Genomic DNA, 14,208 nt, shown 5'->3' with positions numbered 1-14,208 from the left:
GATTATCATTCAATAAAAGGAGAAACAAATGGATACCTTTCAACAAGTCCTTTCCACTTTTGGATTTCTACTTCGCGCGCTTGGGTTTCTGGTGTTGGGTTTTGGCGTCACCCGCTTCATGTTAGATGCTTACTACAAAGCCGCCTGGCAGGCGCAGATCGCTCTTGCGGTTGGATTTTTCCTTCTGCTCATTGGGCTGACAAATTATGCCAGCCCTGCTTCCATGGGAACCTTTGCCCTCGCCGCAGGCGCGGCGCTTGTGATGCAGTATATGGGGAAGAAGGAAGAGTCAAAAGAAGAAGAACACGTCAAAGAGACGAAGAAGAAATAGGAAAGATAAATGAAAAAGGCTTGACCTGTACTGGTCAAGCCTTTTTTGTGTTGTACACCACGGTGAGCAATCTCTACTACGTGTATAAGCAACCACTTCGCCTACCCGCTCAGGGTGACAATATGAATTTATACCTTTGCCTTTTGCACCGCCTCGACCAAAGCGGACTTGAACTTTTCTCCCGTCGCGTCTTTCCCTAGCGGCAAAAATATTGAACCCAATTCGCTGGCATCGGTGAAACGTCCATTCACGTTCATCCCGGTATCGGGGATCATTTTGTAGAACGAACTTTTCTCGTAATCTTCCACCGTAATATCTCTTAACTGCATAGACTTGATGTACAGCGCATTCTGGTCCACATTATCGGCGAGGATGAGCCAGCGGTCGGTCAGGATCGCTGTTTGCACAAGTAATTTTGGTCCCGCCCCGCTGAATAGTCCCTTCTTGAGCTTTTCTGAAGTTGAAACGGTACACATCACAGGATTGGCAAGGATATTCCCAAGGTTGTGTTTCTCGATATAGGTCTGAACACTTTTTATCACGTTGACTGGAATTTCCCCAAAATCAATTTCTTTTGTAGCTCGGTTGTAATCACTCATACTTTATGCCCTTAAATCTGTGGGGCGACCCGCCCGGTTTTAGCAAGATGACTTGCTCCCACTGGAAAGGTCGCCCTTACAATAAATTAGAACGAAACCGGTCTACTTAACATGGCGGTGAGCAATTTCACCGAGTTCTTCAAGTCGTCGTAGTCCACCATCTCTGAGGCAGAGTGGATGTAGCGGCAGGGGATGGATAGCGCTCCTGCCATGACACCGGCGCGAGTGACCTGAATGGCACGCGCATCGGTGCTGCCGACGAGCAGGACTTCACGCTGGTAGGGGAGTTTTGCTTTTTCGGCAGTGCTTGCCATCCACTCGACCACACGCAGGTCTGCGAGCATGCCAGGGTCGCGGACCTTTACACACGGACCCTTGCCCAACTCCATGGACATTTTCAACGAAGCGGGGGTGTCACCCGTGCCGGTCACATCAATGGCGATGCCGATCTCGGGGTCAATGCTGAAGGCGGCTGTGCCTGCACCCCGTGTGCCGACTTCCTCCTGAGTGGTGAAGACGAAGTAAAGGTCGTGCGGTGTGGCTTTGATGGACTTCAAGGTTTCGATCAGCACCACCACACCTGCACGGTCATCCATGGATTTGGCAACGAGGCGGTTGCCCATTTCCATGTAGGAACGTTCGAATGCGCCAAAATCGCCGACCTTCACCGGGCAATTGCTGCGGCTGGTTGCGCCAACGTCAATGTACATCTTGCTCAATGAAGGCGCCTGGTCAACTGATTCCAATTTATCGAAACCGACCACACCGGTTACACCGTTCATGAAGCGGATGCGCGCGCCAAGCGTATACCGCCCGAACACGCCGCCGTTGCTGGCAAAACGCACATAGCCGTTCTTATCCACATGGCTGACAATCACGCCGATCTCATCCATGTGAGCTGCGAGCATGATGCGTTTGGAGTTCTTGACCGCCGCTGTCGGTTTTTTGCGCACAATTAAGCTGCCCATCGCATCCACACGGATCTCGTCTGCATACGGTTTGACTTCTTTTTGGATGATCTTGCGCACCGCATCTTCGTACCCGGATGGTGCAAATGTTTCAGTGAGTGTCTTGAGTAATGATTTCATTGGTTATTTTCCCAAAGTGAATTTTTCACCAGCAGCATAACTCTTGCTGTCGTTCTTGGTAAAGACATGTGCTTTTGCTTCGCCCATTACACTCCAGGCTCCATCAGTTTTGCCGATGATGGCAGTGTTCTCGTCGATGCCAAGCATTACTTCTTCGTCATGCAAACGCTTACGGGTGACACTCAACAATGGCTTGCCGAAGATCGGAATGGCGTCAAAGTGAGGCAGGATAAAGGCGGCAGGTACCAGCCCAAAGACCGGATTGGTGCGCGAGCCTAACATCCGAAAATCAGGCACTTCGCGTCCGAGGATCATCGCGCCTGCTGAGCAGCCCGCATAGACTCCGCCGCGAGCCCAAACTTTTTCGGCAGATTTCCAGACCATGCTGTCTTTCATCGTTTGATACAGATACATGGGGTTCCCGCCGGAAAAATAGACGATATCTGCCTCTTCCACTGCGGATGCATGATTCAGGTCGTTGGCGGTTTCATGGTTGATAACGGGCACTGCTTGAACATCAGCGCCGAGTGATGTGAAGTGATCCACGCCCATTTTCATCCAACGGTTGATACTGGAGTCGCCTTCCTGTCCTGCAGCTGTTGGCAGGCAGACAACGCGTGGTTTGCGTCCATTCGCACCGCAATTGGCGAGCAAATAGGCATCCACTTCATTCATTACGGGCAGATATTCGCCGGAACCGAGTAAAGCGATTAGTCCATTCATATTCATCTCTTCAGTAAAGCCGGGGTCATTTCTTGTAGGGCAACGTGTAAAAGATTCAAGGTATTCTTCCAGTCATCCACTCGTGATACGCTGATGGGACTATGCGTGTAGCGATGTGGTACTGAAACTGAAACTACAGGGATGCCTGAACGTGCTTGCTGGATCGCACCGGCGTCTGTGCCGCCGCCGCCGGGTTGGCGGAATTGGTATGGGATGTTGTGTTTGGTGCCAACTTCAGCAAGAAAACCAACGAGACGCGGGTCACTGATAACAGGGGAATGGGCAGGGTAAATGGCTGGTCCCGATCCTAACTTTGTGTTGTAGGTGTAATTTTCCCTGCCTTCATAATCTGGCAGGTCACGTGCGGGTGTTGAGTCTATGGCGATGGCGAGGTCGGGGTTGAAATAATATCCAGCCACGGTTGCGCCGCGTAAGCCGATCTCTTCCTGCACACTAAAGGCGAGGCAAAGCTCGATGGCATCCGGCGCGTTCTTGAGCAGTTCGATCAAGATCGCGACACCGATGCGGTCATCAATTGACTTGGACATTATGGATGGACCGACGCGTTTAAACTTGGTCGCAAAGGTGGCGCGGTCGCCAGCCTTGGCTTTGCCTTCGGGTCCCAGGTCAATGCGCATGGATTCGATATCTACCGGATGGCTGCGCTCGCTGGAATCCGTCAGGTGAATGGGTTTTGCACCGATCACGCCGGGGGTGTGGTCTTTGCCGACGATGACCTGTTTGCCAACGAGATGGCGTTCGTCAATGCCGCCAACGGTTCGAAATTGATAGAAGCCGCCTTCATCATCCTTCACGATCATGAAACCAACTTCATCCATGTGGGCATCGAGCAAAACGCGCAACGGTTTACGCCCTGCACCTTTTTTACGCACAAGCACGCTGCCAAGTGCATCCACTTTTACTTCATCGGCATAGGGCTTGACTTCTTCCAAGACAATACGACGCACTTCGCCTTCGTCGCCGGAAACCGACATGGCGTTGCAAAGTTTTTCGAGTAATTTGATTTGAGGGGAGCCAATGGAAAGCATCAATTAATCCCAAACGATTCTTTCGATAAAATCTTCTTCAAGAGAAGCGACAAACTCTGCCAGTAAACGTCCTGCGCGTTGGATATCTTTCAGGGCAACCAGTTCAACGGCAGTGTGCATGTAACGCTGCGGAATGCTCACGACCATGGTTGGGATCCCTTCTGCGGTCAGTTGCATGGCATCGGCATCTGTGGAGGAATACTCAGGCATCAGATCGTCGGAAACGGGGATCTCAAACCGTTCGGCAACTTCTTTGAAGCGTTTGTAAAGAAATGGATGAACGCTGGGTCCGATGCCCAAGGTTACGCCTTTGCCGAGTGGGAAGGTTTGGTACCCGCTAGCGCCCGCGCCTTTGCCGAAGGTCATATCCAATGCAATGGCTATGGTGGGACGAAGCTGAAAGGTGCTGGTGTACGCGCCGCCGAAAACGGTCTCTTCCTGCACGGTTGCCACAGCCCACAGATCCCAGCTATGAGATTTGGAGCGCAGTTCTTCGAGGCAGATGGTGAGCGCCGCGACGGATGCACGGTTATCCAGAGTGTGACCGCTGACGGTTCCTCCGGACATTTCAATGGGTTCGGTGCCAAAAGAGACTCTGTCACCGACACGGACTCGCTTCGAGACTTCGGCAGGGGTGAGTCCTGTATCAATGAAAAGATATTTCATGGATACTACGCCACCACCTTCACCATCCGGCAGCAGGTTGGCAGGCGGCATGACGATGACGCCGTAAAGCTCTTCCTTGCTCGCCGAGGCATGGACCGTGACTGGTGTGCCGGGCAGGACACGTGAGTCAATGCCCCCAATATTTGTAATGTATAAAAAACCATCCACGATACGGGTGACCATCATGCCGATGGCGTCCATATGCGTGGCGATCATCACCGAAGGGCGCACGCCTTTCTTTAGCGTACCTCGCTTCAATCCGTGGACAGAGGCGAGGCTGCTTTGGGAAAGCTCATCTACCAGTGGAGCCCACTGTTTTTTGATGAGTTCTGCCGCGGGCGTTTCATCTCCGGAAAGACCAGAGACAGAGATCAGAGATTTTAGGAATGGGAGGATATCGCTCATGGACCACCGAATGCGGTTGGAGATGCCGTGGGTGTGGCTGTTGTTGTGGCTGAAGGTGTAAACGTTGGTGTGGCACTGGGTACGAATGTGAACGTGACCGTGGGTGTATTGGTAGGTGTAAAGGTGAATGTACTTGAGGGAGTCTGTGTGGGCGTATAAGTGAAAGTAGCAGAGGACGTACTTGTGCTGGGCATGAAGGGCGTCAGTGTAACGGTGGAGGTGGAACTTGCCGTAGGAGTGTTTGTGATGCTGGGAGTGAAGGTGATGGAGGCGGTGAGAATGGGTGGCGTGCCACTGACCGTGGCTGTGGGAGGTGTGCCGGTCACTGTAAGGGTTGTGGTTGGGGTGAGGGTCACATCGCGCGGGTTGGGTGCGAAGGAAAGGCAGATAAACCCGGCGCAATAACAAGGAATCGAGGCGATAATGATTGCAAGAAGCCGCATACGGCGGCGTGTTTGGGGTGTGTCGGCGTCCAGCATAATGGTTCGATTATAATCCATGAGATTGGGTAACTATTCATGATTCCTCTACATCTGCGTATTGCTGGCTTTCTTTCATATCATGATCCTATTGATTTGGATTTTGAAGCGGTAGATCTTGCCTGTATCTCGGGTCATAATGGGGCGGGCAAGTCTTCTCTGTTGGATGCGTTCACCTGGTCGTTATTCGGTGAGGCGCGCGGCAAGGGCACAGATGTTATCAATCTCAGTCAGGATGTGAAAGCGGCGGAAGTTGCTTTGACCTTTGCTTATGAAGGCAATATTTATCGAGTGCAGAGGACATTGCCGAGAAATAAGAGTACGGTCTTGGAATTCCAAGTGCTTGATGGCGGACCGCAGACGGCAGACCATGGTCAATGGTCGGTGGTCGATGGTCATTGGCGACCGCTGACGGAAAAGACCACTCGCGATACCCAGGCTCGTATTGAGCAGACCTTACGGCTGGACTATGAGACCTTTACCAATGCTTCCTTCTTTTTACAAGGCAAGGCAGATCAATTCACGCAGAAGAAATCCAGCGAGCGGAAGGCGGTGCTGGGTTCGATCTTGGGGTTGGAAATTTGGGATACCTATAAAGAACGTACGGCAGAGCGCCGCAAAGAATTGGAAGCTGAAGTCGCAGAGATCGATGGACGCGTAGCGGAGATCGATGCGGAGTTGGGGGAAGAGGACGAAAGAAGGCGTCGGTTGGCGGAACTGGAAGGGTCGTTGAAGCAGTTGTCGGCGGCGAGAGAGGCGCAGGAGTCGGCATTGGAGAATATCCGCCGGAATGCGGCTCTGCTCAATGAACAGCGAAAAACCGTTGCTTCGATTCAGACTCAGTTAAAACGTTCACAGGATGCGCTAACTTCGAGCGACGCGAGAATTGCCGCGAAAGAAAATGAACGCGCAGAATATTTGGATCTGGTGGAACGCGCCAAAGAGATCGAGTCGGCGTACAAAACCTGGCAGAAGACTCGCAAAGAATTGGAAGCGTTCGATGCCAATGCGGTAGAGTTCCGTGAGCATGATGAGAAGCGTCAGCCGTTGTTACGTGAGATCGAAGTGGAGAAGGCGAAGTTGGAACAGGAGGGGGAGGAGCTTGAAAAACAGTTGACAGTTGTCAGTGGACAGTTGTCTGCGGTGGATGAGTTGGAGAAGCAGTTGAGTTCGGCTCAGGCTGCTTTGAAAGAAGCGGAAGCGAAGATACAGGAACGCGCTGAGTTGGAATCTCGGCGTAATGAGTCGCGTGAGCGGCAGGCGGCATTGAAGGTGGAGAATGAGTCGCTGCGGCGTGAGATGGATGAGTTGAAGACGCGCATTGAGGCGTTGAAAGTTGCCGACGGCGCGGAATGTCCGTTATGCGGGCAGGAGTTAAGCGAGAGCCATCGCAAGTCTACGCTCAAAGAATTGGAACGAACTGGCAAAGATAAAGGCGATGCCTTCCGTGCGAATAAGAAGGAAGCCGATGATCTGGTTGAGCAGATTGCAAATTACGAATCACGGATCACGAAATTAACAAACGCAGATAATGAGCGCCTGCGCTTCTCAAATTCCATTTCACAGTTGACTTTGCAATTGGATTCGGTTCAGGCGCAAAGCAAGGAATGGGAAAAGACAGGCGCGAAACGTTTGAAGGAAATTACAAAACTGTTGGAAAGCGGCAAGTTTGCCAACGATGCACAGAAGACGCTTGCCAAATTGGACAAAGAACTCGCCAAGCTTGGCTATGATGTTTCTGCGCACGAAGCCAAGCGCAAAGAGGAAAGTGAACAACGCAGCGTGGAAGAAGAGTCGCGTAAGTTAGAGTCTGCGCGTGAGTTGAGTAAACGGATAGGGAAAGAGATCGAAGAGCTCGAAATCGAAAGTGGAAAGTGGAAGGCGGAAGTGACAGAGCATGAAAAGAATCTGTCAGAGGTAGAAAAGGTTCTGGCTGAATCTGAGACAGGCGCGCCAAACTTGCAGGAAGCCGAAAGCAGGCTCTTTGAATTGCGTGAAGATGAAAACCGGGTACGTGATGAAGCTGGGGCGGCGCGTCAGCGTGTGGATGTGTTGGCTACGTTACGCACTCGCCATGCAGACTTTGACCGTCAGCGTGAGGCGCTTAATCAGAATATTGTCCGCCATAAATCGCTGGAACGCGCCTTTGGCAAAGATGGTGTGCCTGCCTTGCTGATCGAACAGGCACTTCCGCAAATTCAGCAGAAAGCTAACGATATTTTAGAGCGTCTTAGCGACGGCGGCATGACGATCCAATTCGTCACACAGGCAGAGTATCGCGATAAAAAACGTGACGACCTGAAAGAAACCCTCGATATTCACATCAGCGATTCTTCTGGCATGCGCGATTATGAAATGTATTCCGGCGGTGAAGCCTTCCGTGTCAACTTCGCGATCCGATTGGCGCTTTCGGAGATCCTTGCCCAGCGTAAAGGCGCGCGTTTGCAAACTCTCGTCATTGATGAAGGCTTTGGCTCGCAGGATGCGCTTGGGCGTCAGCGTTTGGTCGAAGCCATCAATGCGGTCAAGAACGACTTTGCAAAAATATTTATCATCACCCATCTAGACGAACTCAAAGATGCCTTCCCGAATCGCATTGAGATCGAAAAGACCGAGCGGGGAAGTTCAGTGCGGGTGGTGTAATTCAAGAGATTAGTAATTGGTAAATAGTAAGTATCAAGCTCTAATTACCAATTACTATTTACCAATGTCCTACTTCATCTTTTCCACTATTCTTTTTGTCCTCGCTTTCATTATCATTTATTGGATTCATAACCAATATCATCTTGATATCGTCGTCGTACCTGCGCCGCCGCCCATGTCCGCACCGTTGGTGTCGGTGTGCATCCCGGCTCGCAATGAAGAGAACAACATCCGGCGCTGTGTTGAGGCGGTTCTGGGTCAGGATTATCCAAACCTCGAAGTCATTGTGTTGGACGATCGCTCCACAGATGCGACTTCCGAGATACTTCGCCAACTTTCGGCTCAGAATGACAAACTGAAAATTATCAGCGGTTCAAATCTACCCGAGGGCTGGGCAGGCAAACCCCATGCCTTGTACCAAGCCTCAGCCATCGCCCGTGGGGAATGGCTATGCTTTGTAGATGCAGACACCTTCCTCGCGCCGAACGCGCTTGCTTCGGTGTATGCCAAAGCGATCGAAACGCAAGCCGATCTTTTCACCATTATGACCAAACAGATTCTCGGCTCATTCTGGGAGCGGACCGTAATGCCGTTGGTGATGACCGCGCTTTCAGTGGGATTCTCGCCGCGCAAGGTCAACGACCCGTCACGCCGCGATGCGGTTGCAAATGGTCAGTTCATTTTTATCAAGCGCAGTATTTATGATCTGGTTGGCGGGCACGAAAAAATCAAAAACCAAATCGTGGAAGATAAAGCCCTCTCTGAAAATGTGAAGTGGAATGGTCATCGCCTCGTGGTGGCAAATGGAATGCAAGTCGTCAGCACGCGCATGTATGTATCGCTTGAAACCATGTGGGAAGGCTGGACGAAAAATATTTACCTTGGCTTACGAGATCATCCTTCATTGTTATTGTTGGGTGCCTTCGGCGCGACGTTAGCATTGCTGGTAGCCTTGTTCCTGCCTGCCTGGCCCGTGTTGGGGCTGACATGGTATTTCAACCAAGGCGGATGGATGGCAGTTGCTGTAATGTTTGAGTCTTTTGCAGTGTGGGGATATCTTGTATACATCCGCTCACGGGTGGCGAATGAGATGAACATTCCGCGTTGGTATGCGCTGACTACTCCGCTGGGGGCAGGGGTGTTTGCCGCGATGATGTTGACTTCAGCATGGAAGGTGTTGACCGGGCAGGGGGTAACCTGGCGTGGACGAAAGTACCGCCCAAAATAGTGACAAATGTCCTCTTGATAAAATGGGGTCAAATTTGTTATATTTCGTCATCCTGTGTTAAAGGTAACAAAATATAACAAATGGCTGCCAACTCATTAGACCGCGAAAAACAGATACTAGAGTACTTGCACAACAACGGAAGTGCCTCCATCCAGCAATTGGCGGAGGCTTTTGGCGTTTCCAATATGACCATTCACCGTGACTTGAATAAATTGGCAGAGTCAGGGCAGGTATTAAAGAAACATGGTGGGGCAGTTCTCTCTTCCTCAAGCGGCAGAGCGCAGGAAGAAGCGTCTGTGTGTGCCATGTGCAGGAAGCCGGTGTCTCAACGGACAGTTTTCATTGTCAAGTTGGATAACGGGGAAGAACTACGCGCCTGCTGCGCCCATTGTGGTTTGATGCTTCAAAGCCGATCACAGAATGCATGGCAGTCATTGACGGCAGATTATTTATTCGGTCACATGATCAGCGCAGGACAGGCTTTTTACCTGATCGGAAGTGAATTGAATGTTTGTTGTGTGCCTAGCGTATTGGTATTTGGTTCCGGATCAGATGCAGAAAAGTTCCAAAAAGGTTTTGGCGGTCAGATTTTTAACATGGATGAAACATTGAAACATCTCAGTGGAATGATGCACATGCATTCAGGCATGTGATTCAGAAAAATCAAATTTTGTGAGGACAAGAGAATGAAAAAAATTTTTGCTTTTCTTTTTGCCAGTGCGCTTTTGTTGAGCGCTTGTGGGGGCGGTATGGCGGGTGGGGAAGAACACACCGATGGGGAAGGTGTGGAGGCGCATGATTACTGGGCTCGCGCCGCTATGGCTGGTGGCAATAGTGCTGCTTACATGCTCATCCATAATCATGGTGGAGAGGCAGATGCTCTCATCAGTGCCAGTTCTGACGTGGCAGATGCAGTCGAATTGCACCTGAGCCAGATGAACTCTGATGGCACCATGGAAATGATCCAGCAGGAAAAGATCGATGTTCCCGCTGATGGCGAAGTGGAATTAAAGCCTGGCAGCTACCATATCATGTTGATTGGTCTCAAGCAGGATCTGATGGCTGGCAGCGAGATCACCCTGACCTTGACCTTTGAAAAGGCGGGCGAAGTAACTTTGACCGTGCCTGTGAAAGATGCTGCAGAAATGGGCGGCTCCGGTATGGAAGGTGAAATGCACATGGGTGGTGAAGACCCCATGCATGCGGAAGCCACTCCCACCCCTTAGTAATGAATTCGCGTCTTCGCCAGACGCATTCTCCTGTTCCCCGTTCATACTATGGACGGGGAACATAATTTAATCGCTGTCTTGATGGGTATTCGTACGATATCAGGGGGGTGATTTTTTATTTATTCAAAAAGGATACGGATAATGAAGAATACTTTATTGACTCTCTACATTATTTTCCTGGTGATCGCTGCGGGTTTCGGTGTTGGGGCTGCCACCGATGCGGGGATTTTGATCCCTGCTTCTGTGCCTTTTGCCCTGATCTTGATCGCGCTTTTATATTATATGGGGGGCAAGCCGGAATTACTGGCGTGGGCGGCTCTGACGGTCGGTCTGCTGGGCGGGACATATCTGCAAACAGGCGAGCCGATCGAATACGGCATGTATTTTATTTACATGTTGTTAACTGCTTTGGGAATCTTTAAGTCTCCTTATTTTCTAGCATTGGCATGGTTATTCCACCCGGTTTGGGATTTCGTTCCGCGTACCCTGCCTCAACACATGCATGACCTGCCGCTTGCTTGTGCGTTTTTCGATACACCGATCGGTCTTTATTTATTGTGGGGTTCATGGAAGAAACGTTGGGTCTCCTTTGGCGAGGACTCTAAGGATGCGTATTGGCAGATTGGAAAAACCTTTTTCGTTGGGATGCTTATTGTGGGGATCAGTTATGCCGCTATTATGGCGGCTGAAACAAAGGTACTGATTTGGGCGGCACTTCCTTTGGCAGCTGTGGTTATTTTTAGTTTTCGTGCCATGGGCGCAAGAGCGGAGTGGCTTGCTTGGGCAGTGTTGACTGGCTGGCTGGGTATGACCTATGCCCATACTGGCAATTCATTGGATGCGGTCGTATTCTTTGTTTATGTAGTGATTTCTGCTCTTGGCGTTTTTGTGTCTCCCTACTTTTTGGCGGCTGCCTGGCTGGCGTTCATTCCCTGGAATTTTGTACCGCATGAACTTTCTTTGACCTATCCTGATTTCCCGTTAGCCTGTGCCATCTATTGTCTGCCAGTCGGTCTTTATTTGTTGTGGGCGATTCGGAAAAAACGTTTTGTGCCAGCGGATGCAAAAAGACCATCCGAGATGGTCACTACTGTAATTTGATACCTACTCTTGGAGAACAAGAACATAAATGAAATCTCAATCATTCAGGGTTGCCGATCTGGCTTTCAAGTCAGACGAGAAGAAATACTCCCTCTTTTTGTGGGGCATTATTTTTATCCTGGGTGTTTGTGTGTTCTATCTATTCTCTCTTGGGTATGGCGCGCGCAAAGTTCCGCTGCCTTATGAATATTCTGCGCAGGATCTGTATAGCGGGAAGGCAGTATCACTAAGTCAGTATCGTGGTTCGGCTGTTGTCCTTATGAGTTGGGCAACATGGTGCATGGATTGCAAAGACGAACTTGCTGCCTTGGAAGGGCTTTGGGACTCTATGCATGAACGAGGCTTGGTTGTTATTGCCGTCAATCTTGATGCGGTGGAAGCCAATAAGCAGATTGAGGATATGGTTAATCAATACGACTTATCCTATCCCATCTGGCGCGACCCGGAGAATACATTCTTTTCAACGTTCAATGCGCCTGGAATTCCCACCACGGTGCTGCTCGATAAGCAGGGGGTGGTGGTGCGAGCTTGGGTGGGACCTGTGGATTTTGAAGTCTGGGATGTTAGAGAAGATATCGAAGATGTGTTGGTACAGTAGTTGGACTACTGGAAGACGATCCCCGCTGTGATAGGCGGGGTTTTTGTTTGGATGAAGTGGAGAAGTTTGCAGCGCCGAGGCAATTTTCCCGTAGGGGTGAGGCGGTGTGTCATGAATCGAAATGACAATCCTCCTGTTTGGTCCGGGGTGTAACTAAAGTCACAGGAGATTTCGTCGTATTTGGCTATAGTAGGGTTAGGTAAATTTAATGCGAGGTTAATCCATGTCTAAACTTCCTATCATTGCCATTGGGATCGCGGTGCTGGCGCTTGGGTATTTTGCGCTCGTGTCAGATGCCGCTGCCTACGGCGGAAGCGCGCCGGAGACGTGTGCGAACTGTCATGCAATGGACTCGCAGTATGAGAACTGGGCACATGGGGGGCATGCCAAGGTGGCAAAGTGTACAGATTGCCATTTGCCTCACGATAATTTTGTTTCGTATTACATGGAAAAAGGACGTCAGGGCGCGAAGGATACCTATGCCTTTGTAACGGGAGATATCCCGGTGGCGATCCGTGCTGAAGAGAAAACGAAGCAGATCGTGCAGGAGAATTGCATCCATTGCCATGAAAATACTGTGGAAGCCATGCTGACGAGTGCTCAGCCCTTTGACCGCTATTGTTGGGAGTGCCATAGAGATGTTGCGCACGGACAGCGCGGCGGAACGGGTGCTCCATATCAAGACTCTGTACTTTACCCGACTAAATGAGGAGAATGCTCATGAAAAACTATACAACCTTAATTCTTGCCGGATTGGTGATCGTGCTTGCCGCTGTATTGATCGGCGTGATGGTCTATATCCAAAATCAACCTGCCGAAGAGCGTGCCATCGAACCCCTGGTGGATATTGCCGCTATGGAGCCGGATTCTTCCAAGTGGGGTATCAATTTCCCAAATCAGTACGATTCGTTGATGAAGACCAAAACCAATAATATAGATACTGCCTATGCCGGGTCTTCACAGTTCTCCTGGTTGGAGCGTGACCCGCGTCAGGTGATCTTGTTTGGCGGTTATCCATTCAGCAAGGATTACAACGACGATCGCGGCCATGCCAATGCAGTGGATGATGTCCGCGCGACCAAGCGTTTGAACCTGAACGATGAAGATCCCAAGCATACACCTGCCACATGCTATTCCTGTAAATCTTCCGATAACCCCGGCTTGTGGGCAGAGCTTGGCATGGAAGCGTATGATGCAATGACCTTCAATGAGATGACACCGAATATCAACAATTCCATTGGCTGTGCCAACTGCCACGAAGCCGGAACGATGCGCCTCATTGCCACCAACCCGGCGCTGATCGAAGCCCTTGAACGTCAGGGCAAGGATTGGGAGACCTATTCCCGCCAGGAAATGCGCTCGTTGGTCTGCGCCAATTGCCATGTGGAATACTACTTCAAAGGCGATGGCAAGTATTTGACCTTCCCTTGGGATAACGGCACCAAGGTTGAGGAGATCATTTCCTACTACGAAGAAGCTGGTTTCAAAGATTGGGCATACCCTGAAACAGAAAGCCCCATGCTTAAGGCGCAGCATCCGGAGTATGAGTTCTTCACCGCAGGCAGTACGCACTATGAAGCTGGTGTTTCCTGTGCCGATTGCCACATGCCGTATGTTCGTGATGGTGCAACAAAGTACTCTTCGCACGATGTTCACAGTCCTTTGCTGAACCCGGAACAAGCCTGCGGACAATGCCACACCGATACGGACTATGTTGTAGGACGCGTTGCGATCATTCAGCAGCAGGTGGCTGATACAAAGATCACAGCCGAAGATGCCATCATCGATGCGATGAATGCCATCAAGGCTGCAACTGCGGCCGGAAATGCCGATCCGGCTTTACTCGATGAAGCCAAGAAACTGCATCGCGAAGCCCAATATATGTGGGATTTCATCTCCGCTGAAAATTCGACGGGCTTCCATAACCCGGAATATGCACTGGAAGTGCTCTCCAAGTCCATTGATAAAGCACGACAGGCGCAGATGTTGGCGGCACAATCCGTCAATGACTCCGCCCTATTGCAGACAGGCACATTTTACGAGACGAAGTAAGACCAAATGAAAGCAAA

At 50.6% G+C, this 14,208-nt stretch carries 15 protein-coding genes; 9 read left to right on the top strand and 6 right to left on the bottom strand.

From position 1 onward, the window contains the following. Window positions 1-28 precede the first annotated feature (28 nt). Complete coding sequence (locus tag IPG80_RS05835) at window positions 29-331, top strand: hypothetical protein (protein ID WP_345103724.1); 303 nt, start codon at window positions 29-31, stop codon at window positions 329-331. Between the two features lie 128 nt (window positions 332-459). Here the strand turns inward: IPG80_RS05835 and IPG80_RS05830 are convergent, their stop codons facing one another. From IPG80_RS05830 to IPG80_RS05805, 6 genes are all read right to left on the bottom strand, one after another. Next, window positions 460-930, bottom strand: coding sequence for a hypothetical protein (locus IPG80_RS05830; protein WP_345103721.1), 471 nt, complete (start codon window positions 928-930; stop codon window positions 460-462). A gap of 86 nt (window positions 931-1,016) precedes the next feature. Then, complete coding sequence (locus tag IPG80_RS05825) at window positions 1,017-2,018, bottom strand: M42 family metallopeptidase (protein WP_345103718.1); 1,002 nt, start codon at window positions 2,016-2,018, stop codon at window positions 1,017-1,019. A gap of 3 nt (window positions 2,019-2,021) precedes the next feature. Continuing rightward, window positions 2,022-2,741, bottom strand: a complete 720-nt coding sequence (locus tag IPG80_RS05820; RefSeq protein WP_345103716.1) for a Type 1 glutamine amidotransferase-like domain-containing protein — start codon at window positions 2,739-2,741, stop codon at window positions 2,022-2,024. Between the two features lie 2 nt (window positions 2,742-2,743). Next, entirely contained in the window at window positions 2,744-3,790 is a 1,047-nt protein-coding gene (locus IPG80_RS05815; RefSeq protein WP_345103713.1) for a M42 family peptidase, read from the bottom strand. Between the two features lie 3 nt (window positions 3,791-3,793). Further along, the gene (locus tag IPG80_RS05810; RefSeq protein ID WP_345103710.1) at window positions 3,794-4,861 is read right to left on the bottom strand and encodes a M42 family peptidase; all 1,068 of its coding nucleotides are present in this window, start codon (window positions 4,859-4,861) and stop codon (window positions 3,794-3,796) included. Beyond that, a complete protein-coding gene (locus tag IPG80_RS05805; RefSeq protein ID WP_345103707.1) occupies window positions 4,858-5,361 on the bottom strand; it encodes a hypothetical protein in 504 nt (167 codons plus the stop codon). The genes IPG80_RS05810 and IPG80_RS05805 overlap by 4 nt, the downstream gene beginning before the upstream one ends. A gap of 18 nt (window positions 5,362-5,379) precedes the next feature. Between IPG80_RS05805 and IPG80_RS05800 the strand changes: the two genes are divergently transcribed. The 8 genes from IPG80_RS05800 (at window position 5,380) to IPG80_RS05765 (ending at window position 14,191) form a co-directional block, all read left to right on the top strand. After that, the gene (locus tag IPG80_RS05800; RefSeq protein ID WP_345103704.1) at window positions 5,380-7,983 is read left to right on the top strand and encodes an SMC family ATPase; all 2,604 of its coding nucleotides are present in this window, start codon (window positions 5,380-5,382) and stop codon (window positions 7,981-7,983) included. 64 nt (window positions 7,984-8,047) lie between these two features. Then, window positions 8,048-9,211 (top strand): glycosyltransferase, encoded by a 1,164-nt coding sequence (locus IPG80_RS05795; protein WP_345103701.1) that lies wholly within the window; start codon window positions 8,048-8,050, stop codon window positions 9,209-9,211. Between the two features lie 80 nt (window positions 9,212-9,291). Beyond that, window positions 9,292-9,864 carry a DeoR family transcriptional regulator gene (locus tag IPG80_RS05790; protein ID WP_345103698.1) on the top strand — a complete coding sequence of 191 codons (573 nt, stop codon included), beginning with the start codon at window positions 9,292-9,294 and terminating at the stop codon, window positions 9,862-9,864. A gap of 33 nt (window positions 9,865-9,897) precedes the next feature. After that, complete coding sequence (locus tag IPG80_RS05785; protein ID WP_345103695.1) at window positions 9,898-10,437, top strand: copper chaperone PCu(A)C; 540 nt, start codon at window positions 9,898-9,900, stop codon at window positions 10,435-10,437. Between the two features lie 144 nt (window positions 10,438-10,581). After that, window positions 10,582-11,541, top strand: coding sequence for a DUF6010 family protein (locus IPG80_RS05780; RefSeq protein ID WP_345103692.1), 960 nt, complete (start codon window positions 10,582-10,584; stop codon window positions 11,539-11,541). Window positions 11,542-11,569: 28 nt separating this feature from the next. Further along, a complete protein-coding gene (locus IPG80_RS05775; RefSeq protein WP_345103689.1) occupies window positions 11,570-12,139 on the top strand; it encodes a TlpA disulfide reductase family protein in 570 nt (189 codons plus the stop codon). A gap of 223 nt (window positions 12,140-12,362) precedes the next feature. Next, entirely contained in the window at window positions 12,363-12,848 is a 486-nt protein-coding gene (gene nrfH, locus IPG80_RS05770) for a cytochrome c nitrite reductase small subunit (protein WP_345103686.1), read from the top strand. 11 nt (window positions 12,849-12,859) lie between these two features. After that, window positions 12,860-14,191, top strand: coding sequence for an ammonia-forming cytochrome c nitrite reductase subunit c552 (locus IPG80_RS05765; protein WP_345103683.1), 1,332 nt, complete (start codon window positions 12,860-12,862; stop codon window positions 14,189-14,191). Window positions 14,192-14,208: the final 17 nt, after the last annotated feature.

It is taken from the genome of Candidatus Villigracilis vicinus (assembly GCF_016702885.1).
Lineage (GTDB): Bacteria > Chloroflexota > Anaerolineae > Anaerolineales > Villigracilaceae > Villigracilis > Villigracilis vicinus.
The sequence above is the reverse complement of the archived record's forward strand: the minus strand, read 5'-3'. Positions and strand labels throughout refer to the sequence as shown.